Below are 18,055 nucleotides of genomic sequence, written 5' to 3'. Positions count from 1 at the left end.
CTTAATTGGCAATAAAATTAAGTTGAACCAATGTCCGTACTTAAAAATTTAAAAATTCACGTGGTCGATGACGATCCAGATGTACTGGTGGTCGTAAAAGCCTTGCTTGAGGATTTTGGAGCCAAGGTTAAGACCAGCACCTCCAGTAAAAAAGCCTTGAGCGAAATCATAGAAGACAAACCTGATCTTGCTATCCTCGATTTGATGATGCCTGAAATGGATGGCCTGGACTTGACCCGTCTTCTACGTAAGGAGACAGATCTGGAAAAGCTAAAGATAGTGATCTTTTCTGGTAAGTCTTATGAACAGGATCAACAGCGTGCCTTTTCTTTTGGAGCAGATGGCTATCTGACCAAACCGCTCATCACCGATGAGTTTATCTCGAAATTGCAGGATATTGTTGAGGAGAAAGTTGAAGTAACCTATTGGGGTGTAAGAGGAACCTTACCCGTTCCAGGTAAAGGGTCCCTTCGTTATGGTGGCAACACCATGTGTACGTCAATCCAGTTCCCCAAAGACAACCTCTTTATACTTGATGCAGGATCTGGTATCAAACAATTGTCTGATCACCTCATGGGACAACAGCGAGAGGCGCTGCACGCCAAAATTTTTATTTCACATCCCCACTGGGATCATATCAACGCCCTTCCATTTTTTGTTCCCCTCTACATACCAGGGAATGAGTTTGAGGTCTTTGGTGCATCCCACGGCAGTGTCACCATGCGTGAGTTAATCTCAGCCCAGATGGATGGGGTGTATTTCCCAATCCGGATTAAAGAATTCGCCGCCCGAACCTATTTTCGGGATTTGAGAGAAGAAACCTTCAGAATCAATGATATTCTGGTTAAGACCATGTTGCTATCGCATCCAGGCACCTGTCTGGGGTATCGTCTGGAATACAAGAATAGAGCTGTTTCCTATATCACAGACAATGAGTTATTCCCTGAGGGCACCCGCGACTATAATTCAAATTACTGGAGTAAATTGACAGAATTTATCCGGGGAACCGATATTCTCATAACAGATGCCACCTATACAGATGAGGAATACCTCAAAAAAAGTAAGTGGGGTCATTCGGCAGTATCTCAAGTTGCCAAACTTGCTCATGATGCAGAGGTCAAAGAGGTGCATCTGATTCATCATGATCCTGATCAAAACGATGATGATATTGATGCTAAATTGAAAACTGGACAAGAACTACTGAAAGAGTGGAATTCGAAGACCATTTGCGTGGCACCTCAAGAGCGACAAAGCTTCAAGATCACCTGATCCATCTCCCTGGGGATGTAATCCCTTTTTTCGATACCATCCATAATTCCCGGTAATTCAACAGCAATGCTCTGCGTTTAAATTGCAAGATTGGAATTGTAGTAGGACTCATTATCTTAATACACGCAAAAAGGAGCTGTTGCTAAATGGAAAGTGATATTTCAACCCTCGTTACCGCTGCTGCCACTGTAGGTTTTGTTCATACCGTTCTCGGTCCAGACCACTATTTACCCTTTGTGGCCATGTCAAAATCCGGTCAGTGGAGTATCATCAAAACCGCTATAATCACCTTTATTTGTGGGGTAGGGCATGTGGCTGGGTCCATCGTACTTGGTCTCCTGGGTGTTTCACTTGGATTGGCCCTGGGGAAGCTGGAAGCATTTGAAGCCTTCCGAGGTGATATAGCTGCCTGGGGTCTCATCATTCTGGGGCTTTTGTATACCGCCTGGGGTATCATGCATGCCGTTAAGAATCGCCCACACACACATGTTCACCTCCATAAAGAGGAGGAGCATGAACATCTCCATGAACACATCGAAGACCATGGCCATGTCCACAAGGTGAAGGGCAAAGCACTTTTCTCACCCTGGGCACTTTTTATCATTTTTGTATTTGGTCCCTGTGAATCTTTGATCCCCCTCCTCATGTATCCTGCATCAGAGGGTAGCACTATCGGTTTGGTTCTGGTGACTCTGGTTTTTGCCATTGCAACCATAGGAACCATGCTAGCCATCGTCCTGGGTGCAAGTTATGGCATTAAAATGATCCCCATGAAAAAAATGGAACGCTTTACACACGCCATTGCCGGTGTAACCATTCTTCTGTGTGGAATTTCAATACAGTTTTTAGGACTTTGAGGTCCTTTTAAAACTAAATAGCTGAGGTTAATCCCCTTTATAGGTTGAGACACCCATAGATTTCATGATGGGACAAACTTTGGTTAAACCCGTCTTTAAATAGAAGGGCACCAAAACGATGACCACTACAAGTATGTATACTGGGAATAAACCATTACCAACAAAATGATATATTACGGATCCCAGGGCGATGACACCCAGAATGATCCTGATGATACTGTCTATTTGTCCTACATTCCTTTGTTCTTCTGCCATATCAACCTCTTGTTTACGATTAATTGACCATTTTCTGATCAATGTTATGTGAATATTTTAACGCCAAAGTCCAACGATGATGCCCGTGACCGCCAGGCCTACCAACCAGTAGCCACCATTGATCCAAACATAGGACCAGGGTCGCTTCTCAAAAGCCGGAGCCGTTATGAGATATGAGAATGTGTAGCCCACCCATACAAAAAAAGCAGTCGTTAACCCCACTTTTACAGCACCGGAATCTGGAAATACAAAGAGGAGATAGTCTATCAAATAGGCTGTGGCTAGAGCCATAAGTAGGGAGGAGACAAACATGAGTCCAAATGACATGACCATATTCTCTTCAGCCTTCTGTGCTTCCAGATCTGCTTCACTTAAGCCCATTGATTTTATCCAGGCTTTGCCAAATACTGGACCATACCAAATCGCTCCAATACCAAAAAAGACCAAAGCAGAGACCAAAACTGCCCAATAATTCACCATTGATTCATACATGTCGACTCCTTTATTATTCTGTTAAATACATTAATAACAGGGGCGTAGGTGTCAGCCCCCTGCAATATTAGCAAATCCTATTGTTACTGTAATTGCATGAAGTTATCTGGTTATAGATAGACGAGCAAGTACATTATAAATCCCCTGATTACACAGAAAATCCACAACAATCTCAAGTGAAACATTATTGGACATCCATTCAAACTAGCAGGTACAAATATTTTTTTAAGCTTCTCAATGATTGGCAATAATTCCTTGTTCCACTGGCATAGAAAATGCATATGAATTGCCCGAAAATGAATGATGATAAAATTAGGAATCTATACATAATGACCGATCCAAAGAAACAATCAAAGACACTGCAAATAGTCGTGAGAACATCCATCTTTCTTCTTTTGAATGCTTTGCTCGTTATAAGTTTTTTGAAGTAACACATCCTCCCTTAAAAGGCCTCCAATCGGAGGCCTTTTTTTCCTTAACTCGGTTGTGGGAAAATCCATATCTGAGAAACAGGATTATCATAAACACCTCGTTTCATTGATTCAAACTGGTATGCCCTATCATTCCTACACTTGACATTGCAGGATAATTGTGATAAAATGTATCACTTAAATAAATCAGATTGGATTTCAGGTGGGTATAAACCTTCGTAGAACATACGGTCACTCCCTTTCACAAGAAGAAATCATGGGGAAATTTGTCAATTTCCAAAAGGCTGAGGAGAAGCCGTTCACAATCCAAATTTCCAATCATTTAATATCTCTGAATGTGAAACAGGAAGAAAACCATTGGTGGTCACCCGAAATGACGCTACGCCTGGAAAACGAGGAAAACGAGGAAAACGAGACCATGATCTTTGAATCCATCGGTCCCAACTCATCCCTGTTTACTCTCGCCATGTTTTTTGTGATTCTCGGTTCAGTCATTTTTCTGGCAGCTTTAATGTGGTCACTTTCCCAAATGACAGTTGGTGAGTCACCTGTGTTGTCGCTCCTGGTGACTTTTCTGTCCGGTATACTCATTGTATCAACTTTTGGATGGCTGGCTATGGGAAGGCTAAAGGCAACCGACCAGGTAACCAGATTAAGGGAATATGTTGGAGGTATTATCGGGGGTCAGACGTTTTCAAACTGAACCAGTTTAAAAACTATCAAATGAGCATACTCCCCAAACAGCTATCGGGATGAAGCTAAAAATGTATCGCTTATCTGTTGCAGGATAAAATATTGGTAAGGAGCCAGCGAAACCTGGGTGCGTAGACCTAGACTATCTTGGGCTAGCACATCCTGCCATTCAGTGTTTTGCAGAGTTTCTGGAATACTGAACTGGATGGTTTCATTGCGGACATTATCAAGGATGAGCAGGGTCTCATCGGTGAGCGATTTTGTAAAACACAGGACATCTTCGTTTCCATAGCTGGACAACTCGCCTTTTTTTGCGGCATTTGAATGGGAGTAGAATCGCAGCATTTGGATATAGGCGGCAAACATGTCAGGATTTGTATTCCAGTCGATGGGTGAATTTGAGAAAAATGGAAGCGTTTGTAATCTGCCCACCTCCTGTCCCGTGTAGATCAGGGGAACCCCACCCAAAAAAAATGTCGTAACCGAGGCGGCCAGAGCGCCCTGTTTTCCATTGAAAAGGACCAGGGGTGTGGCGTCCCAGGCGGATTCATCGTGGTTGGTACTAAAGCGTAAAATAGATGATCCATGGGGAATATTCAATTTCTCTGAAACATCCGTATCGAATAAAAGGCTTGAAGCACCCCCGTGAAAAACATTTTTCATGGTCCCATAAAAAGACCAGGCATAGGTGAGGTCAAATCCAGCCTGGTAGTGGTCCGGGCGACTCCCTTCCGCCAGAAAGATAAGCTGCCGATCCGGTATGTCGGAGAGTGTGTTCAGGGCTTCTGCCCAAAAATCTTGAGGGACACCGTCGGCATAGTCGCAACGATATCCATCCACATTTGCTTCCAAAATCCAATATTTCATGGCATCTATCATGGCATCGCGCATACTTTCATTGTAGAAATTCAGATCTGCAACATCCTGCCAGTTCGTTCCTGGGGGAGAAATGATTTCAAAATTGGTATCTAGGGTATACCAACTCTTGTTTTCAATCCAGGGATTGTCCCAGGCAGTATGATTGGCCACCCAATCCATGATGACAGCCATACCCAGGGCATGTGCCTCATCCGTCAACATCCTCAGGTCTTCCAGAGTGCCATATTCTGCTGCTACGGCCCTATAATCTTTTACTGAATAGGGTGAATTGACTGAATTGATTTCGCCTATGGGATGAATGGGCATCAACCAGATCACGTTGATCCCCATTGAATCAAGAATTGGCAGGCGTTGAATCACTCCCTGCAGATCACCACTTTGACTGAACGCTCGCAGATTAACCTCATACATAATGATATCTTCAATGGGGGGCGTGTTGGCCATGGGCCTGCCATACTGAGTATATTTTTCGCCTGGAGATGATGAGGGGTCTTCACAAGCAAGCAGAAAACAGACAATAAGGGCTATGAGGCCTATACGTTTCAATGCAGTCATAATGAAAAATTTACACCAAAACTCACTAATATCTACTTTTAATCCCATGGAATAAAGTCCCAAATCTTGTCTGATAACAGTCCAGCCACTCTGTTTCAGGCGGGTTTACTTGGAAAAAGTATTTCGCATCCTGAAAAAACCATTTTTAACAGCTGAAATTTCTCTTATCCTAAGACTGAGACTCTCCTGGTATCTCAAATATCAAAGACTGATAAAAACATCATTATAGATGGAAATGATTGAATCACATGCTATCTAAAAACGCACTTAAGACAAAAAATGGCCGACTACTGGCATTTTCTCTTCTCTATTTATCCGAGGGTATTCCCTTTGGGTTCAGTGCCATTGCTCTGGCAACCCACCTGCGCATGAGCGGTGTTGGTCTGACTGAGATCGGCCTTTTCACAGCCTCCCTTTATGCCCCCTGGGGACTAAAATGGGCCTGGGCACCCCTGGTGGATCTCATAGAATTCAAACGCTTTGGGTCGAAACGGACCTGGATCGCCGGAGCGCAGGCAGCTATGATAGGTACGCTCGGGATTGTGGTCTTTTTTGACTATTCAGCCAATATTCAATTGCTGACTACCCTCATAGTCATTCATAATATTTTTGCAGCCACACAAGACGTAGCCATTGATGCCCTGGCCATTAAGGTCCTTCCAGAGAATGAACGGGGAATTGCCAATGGATTTATGTTTGGTTCCTCCTATCTGGGACAGGCTATCGGTGGAAGCGGGGCCTTGCTCATCGCTGGTAAGTTTGGATTCGCTCTATCATTCCCCTTCGTCTTGCTTATGCTGATCCTGATTCTCTTTTTTGTTACGCTACGATTACAGGAGCCGGCATCTGAGGTGATTGACAAAGCTGTTTCCCACGAGAGTGTTGCACAAGAAATTATCAATACCCTTAAACAATTCTTCAAAGAGCTATTCCAGGGCTTCTTTAAATCGGGGACAGGTCCTATTGCCGGTGTAATCTTTTCACTGCTGCCTTTCGGGGCATTGGCTCTGGGTCTGGTGCTAGGGAGCGCCCTGCAGGTGGATCTGGGTATGGATGAGAATCAAATCGCAAAGCTGACCATGCTGGGTACGATTTTCGCCGCATCAGGTTGTGTCCTGGGAGGATGGATCTCTGACCGGGTAGGACATCGGAAAGCCCTGGGTGCCTGGTATGTTCTAACAACCATCCCTACCTTTTTTCTGGCCCGACAGTTTACCGGGATTGATGGAACTGCCGGTGTCACCATCGACATGTTCTTTTATGTTTCAATCGCCTACAGTTTTGCCAGCGGATTGGTTCAGGGAACCTCTACTGCGGTTTTCATGGGTTTGACCAGCCCGGCTGTAGCAGCTACCCAATTTACGGGCTACATGGCTCTTCATAATTTTGTCTATTCTTATTCCAGTCTGTGGCAGGGCAAATACGCAGATCTGCATGGGTATGCAAAAGTTCTGTTTATGGATGGCTGGATAGCTTTTATACCCCTCATCTTACTACCATTTCTCAAGCCAAGAAAGCAATCTGCTGAATCGACCTAGTATGGGCACGCATAGACTAAAATGGATCAACAGGCCTTATCCCCTTGTTTCGCGATTCAGGGATCAGCTCCTCATATCCATTTCCTTTGGTCTGTTCATCTTTCTATTCCTGAGATTCTTTCAACCCTTTGGTCTAGGTAATATGGATGTCAATAAATCACTGTATGTTCTCGGGTTTGGCCTGATCACCACATTGGTCATGCTTGCCAATTACACACTTACCCCAAGAATTATCCCCGGTTTTTTTGATGCAGACAGGTGGACGGTGGGAAAGGATATCCTCTATGGTCTCTGGATAATCATCTCCATAGCACTGTTCAATTATGTGTACCATGGCAAAGTTGGAGGGCAAAGTTTCGAGCCCAGTGCCATATTGTCTTTCATCATTATCACTGCTTCAGTGGGGGCGTTCCCCCTCACTATCATGGTCTTTATAAACGAATTATATCTCAATGACAGACATCAGAAAAATGCCTCGAAGATCACACAGCAAATTGAATCAGGGATCCTGGCACATCAATTTGAAACAAAGCAAAAGAAGCTGATCATTGGTGACTCTGAAAGTGACGCTATGGAGCTTGAAGTGGAAGAATTGATATTTGTCCAGGCCAGTGACAATTACGTCCATGTTCATTACCTTGAAAATGAGAAGATAGCGACCAGACTTGTTCGAACGACCATGAAGAACATTGAAACTCAACTATCTGAATTCCCAGACATGAAAAGATGTCATCGGTCGTATATGGTAAACAGACAAAAGATTTCCAAAATCACCGGTAATGCCAGAGCTTATAGCATCCATTTTAGTATGTGCGACGACCGAATCCCTGTATCCAGGGGCATCAGCAGAAATAGTTTTTTCGTCTGATTGCTGTCCGACTCGTCCCATTCGCCCCAAATAAATCCCATTTACCACAGAGCAGTATTCTCGGATATTCCCGTACCTATCTTTGATCTTTAACTAAAATCATCGAGAAGGAGATGAATATGAAAAACAGAATAATTGTGATCGCGTCATTACTATCTGCAATGACTCTTAATGCTCAGAGTGGGGTGGTAGAAGTAATAGTCACGGATGTAGTTGCGGAATGGGGAGGATCGGTAATAATTGGTCTGTTTGGAAAAAACGGGTTTCCAAAATCGGGTCAGGCCATTGTCAGCGACACAATTCCAGTTCGAGATATCAAGGCTACTCACACATTTGAGAACATCCTGGCCGGGAATTATGCCATCGCAGTGTTTCAGGATGTGAATGGTGATAATGAATTAAATCGAGATATTTATAGAAGACCAACAGAACCCTATGCTTTCTCGAACAATGTTTTTGGACGATTCGGGCCACCAAAATTTGCAGAGGTTTCATTTTCTGTTGATAACAATACCAATTTAAAACTAATCATTCATCTCAAAGAGTAATCCATCATAAAATGGAGAGAAAAATCCCCCAGCATATCGGTGTTGGTAATGATGCTGGGGGTGATACAACAGTAGTTTCTATTGAAGTGCTACATCACTTCACTGATTTGAATGGTGGGTTCAATATTTGTGAAATTGGGTAAATCGCCCATGATTTGGTCAACATTTGGACCAAAAGAATTTTGAAAGGCACCAACGGTTTCAAAATAGAGGTTGCTCATGGTGGCAAATGGTGCCACGGATCCAGGAGCTCCACCAGCCAGGCCTTTTTCAATTGATGCACCTTTGACAGCGTCTCCAAGCAGACCGCCTACCAGAGGGATGTGCTTGTTGAGGTAGTAATCCATATCAAAGGTTTTACCCTCTCCATTTGCATCCAGAACACTTACTTTTATCATACCTTTTTCCATAATAATCCTTTCAATTCGGCTGGAATAAAACCTTGGACCCAATCGCCGTTTACTGGACCTCATCAAGCATAGAATTTTGACTCAAAAATATTTCCATTTGTAAGCGGGCAAGTTTTTGAATCCCTGAATCTATGAGGGGTTACCTCTTAGTAAAGCATAAACATGACAAAATAAATCACATTGCACATCATAACCTCCTGGAATACTTTATGAATAAGGATAAGTAGAGAAGCAAGAAGAGAGAATCAGGTTGATGAAGCAATTGAATACCTACAATAAAATAGAATCAGACGAAGCGTCCTATGATGGGTAAAGAAATTACACTGCTGCAATTCATTAGCATCTACGAAGGCGGTGATATTCGAATTCTGGATGTGCGTGAAGCCTGGGAAACCCCCATGATCAGGGGTGAAAACGTAATCAATATCCCCATGAATCAACTTCCTCAGGCTATTGATATGATTCCAAGGACAGAAGCCCTTGTGGTGATCTGTCAGCATGCGGTCCGATCAAAGCGGGTTATCGAGTACCTCCAGTCTCAACATGGTTTTGAAAATTTGATCAATCTTGCAGGGGGAGTGCATCTCTGGACAGGAAACAGCTAACCCAGACGACATACAAACCCAGCATGATGTCGGTCCCTCAGTGGGTTCGTAATTAATTTCTTCCCTAAGTTCTCCCCGATAAATAGTACAACTTTTTCCCAGCCCGAGATGATTTCACAATCTAAAAAGATTCAAAAACATACTTGCAATATGATATTGGATTAGTACAATATAGGCATCTAATAATTGGAGGGAAATATGGATCCGGAAACGATTTCAAATGCAGAGGCTGCCCTACTGGGTTTGCTGGCAGAAAAACCAAAACACCCGTATCAGATCGAGAAGGATGTGGAGTACCGGGAGATGCGCACCTGGACCGATTTGTCAATGTCATCCATCTACAAACTATTAAAAAAACTGGAGGATCAAGACTTGGTGTCCAGCGAAATAGCCCTCACGGAAGACAATCGTGCGCGGAAGATATATTCCATTTCTGAAGCGGGACGGGAATGTCTTGAGATCAAGCTTCGCGCCTTGTTGAGACGACCTGAGGTGCTGAAGGACCCCTTCCATCTTGGTATCTACAATGCCGATATACTGGAGCAGGATGAACTCATTTCATGTCTGGAGTTCTACCGGGAGTCCGTGGTGGAGATGATTGCAGGATATGGCAGACTCAAAGATTTTTTAACAGAACAGAACTGTTCCGCAGTCCGTCTCGCCGTCGCCATACGACCAGCCTATCAATGGGAAGGAGTCCTGAAGTGGCTGGATGAATTTCTTCCCGGTCTAAAAGCAGAGCTAAAATAATGGAGCATATCGAGATCAGGGGAGCTCGAACCCATAATCTAAAGAACATCGATCTGGACATTCCACGCAATAAATTTGTGGTGGTTACCGGTGTGAGTGGGTCTGGTAAATCGAGCCTGGTGTTTGATACCATCTATACCGAAGCCCAGCGCCAACTCATCGAAACCTTCTCCACCTTTGCCCGGCGGCGTCTGCCAAAACTCACCCGTCCAGATGTGGATGAGATCAGGAACCTGGGAACGGGGATCGTCATCGATCAGAAGCGGCTGGGAAAAACGCTGCGCTCCACCGTTGGGACAGCTACTGAGATATATACCTACTTGCGACTCCTGTATTCTCGAGCCGCCGAACCCTTTGTCGGGTTTTCACATGTTTTTTCATTCAATCATCCTGAAGGCATGTGTCCCTCCTGCAAAGGTCTGGGAAAGCGAATTCAAATAGACCGAGAGGCCATGTACGATCCCGAGCTCAGCCTCAGGGAGGGAGCCATCCTTCATCCGGATTATAAGGTCGGTGGCTATTACTGGCGAACCTTTGTAAGTGTGGGACTCTTTGACCCTGATAAAAAACTGAAGGATTATACAGAAGAGGAAATTGAACGTCTCTTCGAAACCGAGGGTGTTGAGTATCGCTATGATCACAGTGGCGTTGAGGTTAAAAAAACATGGAAAGGTCTGATCCAGCGTCTCGAAAGTTACTATGTCCAGAAGGCTGAAGATGAACTACCGAAAGCTCGCCGGGACGCCTATCAGAAGTTTCTGGTCTACCAGGATTGCAGATCCTGCCAGGGAACCCGCTTGAATGATACCGTACTCTCAGCCCAACTTAACGGCAGGAATATCGCTGAACTCTCTGGCATGGAATTAACCGATCTGGATGACTTCCTCGCCGGATTATCGGCAGACAATATTCAGGTCATGGTGCAAAAGATCAGGTCCGTTCTTCATCACCTCATAGGTATCGGTGTGGGGTATCTGACACTGAACAGAGCAGTGGCGACTCTCTCAGGAGGAGAATCCCAGCGAGTAAAGATGGCACGTCAATTGGACTGTGACCTCACTGGTCTCATGTATGTTCTGGATGAACCTTCCATCGGGTTGCATCCCAGGGATACGGATCGGTTGCTTGACATCATCCATGATCTGCGTGATAGAGGGAACTCAGTCCTGGTTGTGGAACATGATCCCCAGATAATGGAAGCAGCTGATTGGATAGTAGATATCGGACCCAAGGCTGGTCGTCATGGTGGCCAATTGTGTTTTGAAGGTACTGGATCCATGCTAAGGTCGGCTGATAGTCCCACAGGTCTTGCCCTGAAAAGAACGACCCCCACCAGAAAAAAAGCGCGACGCTTGCCCCAGGGCTGGATGGAGATAAGGAATGCCACAGCCCACAACTTGAAGAACGTTTCAGTGAATATTCCCACTGGTGTTTTGTGCTGTATTACGGGAGTCGCAGGGTCGGGGAAGAGCAGTCTGGTCCACTCTGAACTGGTGGGACGTTTCCCTGCCGTAGTCATTGATCAATCAGCTCCCGGGAAATCCAGCCGCTCAAATCCGCTCACATATACAGGTATCTTTGACAAGGTCAGAAAGGATTTTGCAAAGGCAGCAGGGACTCGGCCAGCCCTCTTCAGCTTCAATTCTGAGGGAGCCTGCCCGGGCTGCAAGGGACAGGGATTTCAAAAAGTTGATATGAATTTTCTGGATGATATTACCATTCTTTGCCCGGAGTGTGAGGGAAAGCGCTACAGGGCGGAAGTCCTGGAGCACCTATGGCAGGGAAAGACCATCTTTGACATTCTTGAAATGTCAGTAGCAGATGGTCTTGACTTTTTCACTGATAGGAAGACCCTATCCCAATTATCACTGTTGAATCGGGTCGGTCTGGGCTATTTGAGTCTGGGCCAATCTTTAAGCACGCTCTCAGGTGGGGAAGCCCAAAGATTAAAGCTGGCAGCTGAGCTGGATCAGGCTGGTAATCTTTACATCCTGGATGAGCCCACCACAGGTTTGCATATGAGTGATGTCCAGCGTCTCATGGTCATCATTAATGAGTTGGTTGAAGCAGGAAATAGTGTCCTCATCATCGAGCATAATCTGGATGTGATTCAACAGGCCGACTGGATCATCGATCTGGGTCCAGAGGGTGGACGAGGTGGTGGGGAAATTCTTGCCCAAGGCCCACCGGAGCAGGTTTGCCAGGTTGATGCCAGTATCACAGGGAGATACTTGAAAGCGAGTTTGAATCACTCCTGACACAATTGTCTCAGGTCTTTCAGTCCAGCCTATTAATACTGCAAATCCATAGGAGAGAACGGGGAGAAGTGAGTGGCTGGGCGTATGGCCATTATTTCTGGCTGATCCCTGAATGGGACGCCTTCCCAGCCTGGGGTCATGGTGGGGAGTTCAATAATTAGAAAACCTGATCAGGAGCTTATCAGATCTCTCATTGAAGGCTGAATAAATGAGATCTGATTATGGTCAGAAATCTCCGCTCTTCGCTTGCTGAGCTTTGAGACTATTTCAAATACACCATTTTTATAGTCCTGCTATATTTCCCTGCCTGAAGTCGACAGAAATACACACCCGTGCTCGCCTGGTTCCCAAATTCATTCAGACCACGCCATTGTTCGTGATAGTGACCTGCTGGTTGTATTGCGTTGATAAGTGTTGCCACATTCCGGCCCTGGATATCGTAAATTACAAGACTGACATCCGTTTCCTCAGGCAAGTCATATGCGATGGTGGTTACTGGGTTAAAAGGATTTGGAAAGTTTTGCTCCAGAACGTAATCATCTGGAACGGCTAACGACTCTATGGCGACGGGTCCGCATCCAGTAGGCATGCCGCCCATATTGCTGCCATCTTGACCAGTCCCACTACAAGGTGATCCCTCCTGCAACCGGTAATCTGAAGTGTCTGTATTGCAGAACATGGGATCCATATCAATATTTCCTGTTTGCCAGTACACGTCTCCAACAGCATCAACAACAGAACTATCGACATTAGAATAATTGATGAATAATTGTGGCAAATTGCCGTCTTCAGGATTATTCCAAGCTGTGTATTCTAACCCACCATTCCCTCTCAGAATGCAGCTCCGCATGTGCAATGGACCTCCATTCTTTATTCCAGTTTGACCATTTGCTGTCACTGTCACATGGTTCAAAGTAGCAGATCCACCAAAAACTCTCTGCAGAATCATGCCTTCACCACCATTATTGGCAATCACACTATTGGCCACAACAACTTCAGTATAATTGGAACGCATTCGTAGTCCATTTCCTTCATTGTCAATAATCTTTAGTCCATTGGCATTCAGGTTCACTCGCCCATCGATACCGTAACTTTGTGTATTCGTGATTGAGACATTGGTGATGTCCAGAGAGGCTCCTGAGTAAGGATAGTCACTCCATACATCAATCCCTTCGCGTGCACCGGAGATGGATATATTCAGGAGGTCTACATGACTTTGATATGCAGAAATCCCCCATCTCTCTGCACCACGCAGATGGAAGTTTTGTGCTCCGCCGGTGATATGTTCAAACCGGAGACCACCTTCCTGTCCTTCCACATCTAGAATTGTTTCCTCTGGAGACACCCCGCTTATGGTGATTCTGTTTGGGACAATGACAGGAAAGAGTTCACCCGTCGTTGATGTACTGTAAACCCCAGCTGCCAGATAGATGGTACAAGCTGCTGGTCCCCCCGTGCTCCTGCGGAGTGCATGAGAGATTGTGTGTAAGGGATTCTCGGGGCTCAGTCCAGAATTGGTATCGTCCCCATCAGGGGAGACATAGAGATCTTGATTTACCTGAACCATGGTGCCATTTAAAATGTCAAAATCAAAGACCTCAAAGGGATGGGCGAAAACGCTGGTCGGCTCCAGGACGGTGAAGGTATCAACCACAATATCCTGATGAAAACTCTCTTCAAACCAGGTTGACTGAAACAGATCATCCCCCCACGCAGCCTGGTTCTGGTAGATATTGCAGCGATTGTTTGAATTAAATAAGATCGGCTCTTGTGTCCCAAAATATATTCCACCGCCATTTACAGCTTGATTGTATGCAATGGTCACTCCTGCCAGGGTTGCCGGGCAATTCACATTTAAGCCACCTCCGCTTATTCCAATATTGTGAGTGATTGTGGAATTGCGTAGATCAAGAAAATCACCACTGGCATAAATTCCCCCTGAACCCGTGTATTCGTCTGATCCAAGTGGTACATGATTATTGTAAATGTCAACACCATCTATAAACAAACTATCACCATGTTGAACAATGGGAGATGCCAGGTTGGAATAAAATGTTGAGTTTTGAACGCTCGTCCTACTACCGCGTGTGTATAAAGTGGCTTCAGGATTCTGTAAACCAGAGACAGTACATCCAGACATTTGAATGTCCGATTCATAGGCTGTTATACTTCCATCGAATGTGGAATATTCAGGTAACTCTAGCCCACCCCCACCAAGAATGGTTACATTGCTCAAGTTGACAGAGGAATTTTCGGCAAATACCGCACCTCCTCCATCCCAGTATTCATATCCCCCCCCCCCCCACATAGCTGTTTCGTAATAATAAGATTCGCAGCACCCATCTCCGGTAATGACCAGGTTCTGTAGAGCAATATTCTGAACATTCACGGCAGAGAATGCCAGGGTACGATTCTCTGTATCAATGAAGGTGCCGTCGTCCAAGTCCCCGCCATCAATGGAAATGTGACTCTTCATAAACAGTGGGAAATGCTCACCAGTCAAGGATGCACTGAAGTGTCCACCGGTTCCCAAATGAATTGTCAAAGGATCAAGACTGTCTGGAGCCGCACGGTATAGAGCAGCTGAAATTGTTTTCAGGGGAGACAGGGGACTGTCTCCTGCTGCAAGATCGTCCCCTTGGGGATGGACATAGATATCTGAACTGATGGAGGCTGGCAAACTACCAACCCAGATTGGATGATGTTGACTCACCTTGCGAATGATCTTGCCAACATCATCACCAACTGAGAAATCCAGATAATAGAGGCCAGCTGTCTCGCTTACGGAAAGAATGGCTTGCATGGTGTAGATACCAGTGGTAAAAGTGTCTGAAACCACCGACTGGAATCCATAACGGATGTAGTTCGGAGGCGGCGGCCAAAATTGATCCATTACGCTGGTGATTGAGTCACTGTATACCAGCACCCCCTGAACGGGTCCCGCATAATAGATAGTGTTGGGTATGACCCATCCTTCTGGCAGCAGTGCACTGAAATACACAGTGTCGCAATTCGACTCTCCGCTATGATCAACATTGATAGAAAAGCTGAAATTGTCATCAGGATCGATGATAGCAGGAATACCAACAACGGTGATCTCATAGCACCCACTTAGCAAAATAACAAGTGGAACAATCCCACACATAACCAGACGCTTTTTCATGATACCTCCAGTACCTAATCTTAGATTTGTTCTACAAAATTAACAGAAGTGATGGTCTATGGCTGTCACAGATGGAACCAATCCTGTCACATATGGAACATTTTGCGATTTTTGGGACTTTCCTGTAGTTATCTGCACCTGTGTCAAATCAATCTGATGATTGTGCCCTTGAAACCTTTCTTGAGCCTATGGAAGGATGAGCGAATCCTGGTTACGAAAAGGAATTGGCCTTGCTAGCGTTTGATTGTCTTTCATCCTGGGTGAAGTGGCTGGTCGTTTTTTTCGTTGGTTTCAGATATCTGAGCAGACTGTAGCTCTATATACATTTAGTTTATGAGTTGAACGACCTGGGAGCGGTCTTAACTTGCCGGTAGATCAATCTGAAATATATCCAATGAAGGAGTGTGCCTCATGCAGGCCGATTTGATTGCCACCCTGTTGATATCTACCGGTATTGTGTTCCTCTTATTTGCCATATTAAAAACACGGCGTCTGCTGGCTCTCATAAAAGGCAACAAATTTGAACGCAGTTGGCAAATACACTTGGCCCTCATGGTTTTCTTCATCCTGGCCTACTTCATTGCCCTGTTGAAACTATCCGGTAGCGTAGCTCCAGATTTATCAATCATAATCGGTATTATTTTACTCCTGGGCTCCATCTTTGTCTGGTTGGTCGAGGTGAATGGGTACCGTACTATTAAGGAGCTTTTCGACACCGCTGTCTCAAAGGAATATGTTGAAAATATTGTCCAATCAATGGCAGATTCCCTCATTGTGGTACAGCTGGATGCTGAATCCCTCATTACCACTGTAAATGCTGCAACTCTGGACCTGTTGGGGTATTCAGAATCTGATCTCATAGGTGCACCGATGAGTAAGATTCTAGGTGAAAATCATGATCTCAATCTGGGACAACGACAGGAGATTGTTCCAATAAAAATCCAAAACGAAGAGACCCAATATCGTTCCAAATCGGATGATTTGATCCCTGTCTTGTTTTCTGTATCTGAAGTACACAATTTAAATGGCAGCCTCGATGGATTCATCATTGTTGGAAAAGATTTTCGTAAACTAAAAGAAGCCCGCGCCGCCCTGGAAGCCTCCGAGACAAAACATCGAAACCTTTCGAATGAGCTGGCACAATCAAACACCTTAAAAGACCTGCTGCTTGATATTATCACCCATGATATTAAAAATCCAGTTGGGGTTATTCAGGGTATGACAGAATTACTGGCCATGGATGATGCAGAAGATGAGAAAATTCAACTCCTGTCTGACAGCACAGAAAGATTGCTGCAGGTGCTCAATAATGCCACCACGCTCAGTAAAGTTGCCATGCATGAGAGCCTTGAAAAACATCAACTCAATATCTCTGAGCTTCTCAAATCGGTAATCAGAACCTTCCAGCCCAGTTTCGAAAAAGCTGGAATTGAAGTAATAAACGAGATCCATAACGACCTTACAATTTTAGCTCATCCAGTTGTTGAGGAGGTGCTTACAAATTATCTAAGCAATGCTGCAAAATACGCCACGGCCGGCAACCAGCTTAAAATATATCACACCATGGAAGATGGATGGAACACCCTAAACTTTGCTGACAATGGAGAAACCATAAAGGTAGAGTTGCGAGACAAAATATTTGTCCGGAGCGTGCAGCTTGAAGAGGGTCAGAAGCGCGGACGAGGTCTTGGACTGGCAATTGTCAAGTATATCGCCGAGTCTCTGGGAGGCGAGGTTGGTGTCAGGCCTAATGAACCGCAGGGCAATATTTTCTATATTAAGCTGCCGCTTAAATAATTCTCGATTAACCCTAGTCTCATAAAGAGTTTTCCACAATAATCTTACAATGGTTTGACAAGATTGTCAAAACGTCATTCTGACAGACTTGAAAAAAATATGCTAAATTATTAACGCTTCCTTTATTGATTATGCCATTCTGACAAACTCCTTTTCTTGGTATATGATTTTATGACTTAATTTTAGTATTGGCACGGATTTAGAAACACCTTTTTGTGTAGATTTTTAAACATATAAAGGATGAAGGAGGTTAATCATGACTTTAATCAAAGTTGCTAAACCCAGACTACCCAGCTTAGTTGATGACATGTTCCGATCTTACTTCGATGAACCGGTCCACTCAACTAAGGACACATGGCGTCCAGCGATGGATGCTTTTGAGACAGATACAGGGTATGAGATCAGTTTTTCTATGCCTGGTTTCAAGAAAGAACAGATTCATGTGTCTCTAAACAATAAAACGTTAACCATTAAGGGAGTACACGACGAAGAAACTGTGCGGAAAGGGGGGTACCTCTATCGCGAGATTGCATTTGGTACCTTTGAACGCTCACTGTATCTGCCTGAGAATGTCGATGCGGAGAAAGTCAACGCAAACTACTCTGAGGGTATATTGAATATCTCAATTTCCAAAATGAAGGAAGCTTTGCCCCGGGAGATCGACGTCAAGGTTAAGTAAGATTTCGC

General features: G+C 44.7%; 16 protein-coding genes. 11 read left to right on the top strand and 5 right to left on the bottom strand.

Features of this window, described 5'->3' with window-relative positions; genetic code table 11:
- The first annotated feature begins 30 nt into the window (after nt 1–30).
- Both ISR87_00830 and ISR87_00825 read left to right on the top strand, forming a co-directional pair.
- Entirely contained in the window at nt 31–1,269 is a 1,239-nt protein-coding gene (locus ISR87_00830) for a response regulator (protein ID MBL7023969.1), read from the top strand.
- Nucleotides 1,270–1,415: 146 nt separating this feature from the next.
- Nucleotides 1,416–2,126: a sulfite exporter TauE/SafE family protein gene (locus ISR87_00825; GenBank protein MBL7023968.1), complete on the top strand. Its 711-nt coding sequence runs from the start codon at nt 1,416–1,418 to the stop codon at nt 2,124–2,126.
- A 27-nt stretch (nt 2,127–2,153) separates the two neighbouring features.
- On the opposite strand, the gene ISR87_00820 is transcribed toward ISR87_00825, so the two are convergent.
- Complete coding sequence (locus ISR87_00820; GenBank protein ID MBL7023967.1) at nt 2,154–2,381, bottom strand: DUF2892 domain-containing protein; 228 nt, start codon at nt 2,379–2,381, stop codon at nt 2,154–2,156.
- 57 nt (nt 2,382–2,438) lie between these two features.
- Nucleotides 2,439–2,873, bottom strand: coding sequence for a DUF1761 domain-containing protein (locus ISR87_00815; protein ID MBL7023966.1), 435 nt, complete (start codon nt 2,871–2,873; stop codon nt 2,439–2,441).
- Between the two features lie 687 nt (nt 2,874–3,560).
- Between ISR87_00815 and ISR87_00810 the strand changes: the two genes are divergently transcribed.
- Nucleotides 3,561–4,007, top strand: a complete 447-nt coding sequence (locus ISR87_00810) for a hypothetical protein (GenBank protein MBL7023965.1) — start codon at nt 3,561–3,563, stop codon at nt 4,005–4,007.
- A gap of 41 nt (nt 4,008–4,048) precedes the next feature.
- Here the strand turns inward: ISR87_00810 and ISR87_00805 are convergent, their stop codons facing one another.
- Nucleotides 4,049–5,431 (bottom strand): alpha-amylase, encoded by a 1,383-nt coding sequence (locus ISR87_00805; GenBank protein MBL7023964.1) that lies wholly within the window; start codon nt 5,429–5,431, stop codon nt 4,049–4,051.
- A 248-nt stretch (nt 5,432–5,679) separates the two neighbouring features.
- On the opposite strand from ISR87_00805, the gene ISR87_00800 reads away from it, so the two are divergent.
- The 3 genes from ISR87_00800 to ISR87_00790 all read left to right on the top strand — a co-directional run bounded on the left by ISR87_00800 (nt 5,680) and on the right by ISR87_00790 (nt 8,385).
- A complete protein-coding gene (locus ISR87_00800; GenBank protein MBL7023963.1) occupies nt 5,680–6,969 on the top strand; it encodes an MFS transporter in 1,290 nt (429 codons plus the stop codon).
- A 1-nt stretch (nt 6,970) separates the two neighbouring features.
- Entirely contained in the window at nt 6,971–7,837 is an 867-nt protein-coding gene (locus tag ISR87_00795; GenBank protein ID MBL7023962.1) for a LytTR family transcriptional regulator, read from the top strand.
- Between the two features lie 119 nt (nt 7,838–7,956).
- Complete coding sequence (locus tag ISR87_00790) at nt 7,957–8,385, top strand: DUF2141 domain-containing protein (protein ID MBL7023961.1); 429 nt, start codon at nt 7,957–7,959, stop codon at nt 8,383–8,385.
- Between the two features lie 89 nt (nt 8,386–8,474).
- Here the strand turns inward: ISR87_00790 and ISR87_00785 are convergent, their stop codons facing one another.
- Nucleotides 8,475–8,783, bottom strand: a complete 309-nt coding sequence (locus ISR87_00785; protein MBL7023960.1) for an EthD family reductase — start codon at nt 8,781–8,783, stop codon at nt 8,475–8,477.
- Between the two features lie 314 nt (nt 8,784–9,097).
- Here ISR87_00785 and ISR87_00780 point away from each other — a divergent pair, with 314 nt between their 5' ends.
- The 3 genes from ISR87_00780 to ISR87_00770 all read left to right on the top strand — a co-directional run bounded on the left by ISR87_00780 (nt 9,098) and on the right by ISR87_00770 (nt 12,408).
- Nucleotides 9,098–9,400, top strand: a complete 303-nt coding sequence (locus ISR87_00780; protein ID MBL7023959.1) for a sulfurtransferase — start codon at nt 9,098–9,100, stop codon at nt 9,398–9,400.
- Between the two features lie 198 nt (nt 9,401–9,598).
- Nucleotides 9,599–10,150: a PadR family transcriptional regulator gene (locus ISR87_00775; GenBank protein ID MBL7023958.1), complete on the top strand. Its 552-nt coding sequence runs from the start codon at nt 9,599–9,601 to the stop codon at nt 10,148–10,150.
- Entirely contained in the window at nt 10,150–12,408 is a 2,259-nt protein-coding gene (locus ISR87_00770) for an excinuclease ABC subunit UvrA (protein ID MBL7023957.1), read from the top strand. Before ISR87_00775 ends, ISR87_00770 begins: the two co-directional genes overlap by 1 nt.
- Before the next feature lie 262 nt (nt 12,409–12,670).
- Here ISR87_00770 and ISR87_00765 read toward each other — a convergent pair whose 3' ends face one another.
- Nucleotides 12,671–15,571, bottom strand: a complete 2,901-nt coding sequence (locus ISR87_00765; GenBank protein ID MBL7023956.1) for a right-handed parallel beta-helix repeat-containing protein — start codon at nt 15,569–15,571, stop codon at nt 12,671–12,673.
- A gap of 411 nt (nt 15,572–15,982) precedes the next feature.
- On the opposite strand from ISR87_00765, the gene ISR87_00760 reads away from it, so the two are divergent.
- The gene (locus tag ISR87_00760) at nt 15,983–17,368 is read left to right on the top strand and encodes a PAS domain S-box protein (GenBank protein ID MBL7023955.1); all 1,386 of its coding nucleotides are present in this window, start codon (nt 15,983–15,985) and stop codon (nt 17,366–17,368) included.
- Nucleotides 17,369–17,624: 256 nt separating this feature from the next.
- A complete protein-coding gene (locus ISR87_00755; GenBank protein MBL7023954.1) occupies nt 17,625–18,047 on the top strand; it encodes an Hsp20/alpha crystallin family protein in 423 nt (140 codons plus the stop codon).
- Nucleotides 18,048–18,055 lie beyond the last annotated feature (8 nt).

This window comes from Candidatus Neomarinimicrobiota bacterium (genome assembly GCA_016784545.1).
Classification (GTDB): domain Bacteria; phylum Fidelibacterota; class UBA8477; order UBA8477; family JABMPR01; genus JABMPR01.
This window is presented reverse-complemented; position numbering and strand designations above follow the sequence as displayed.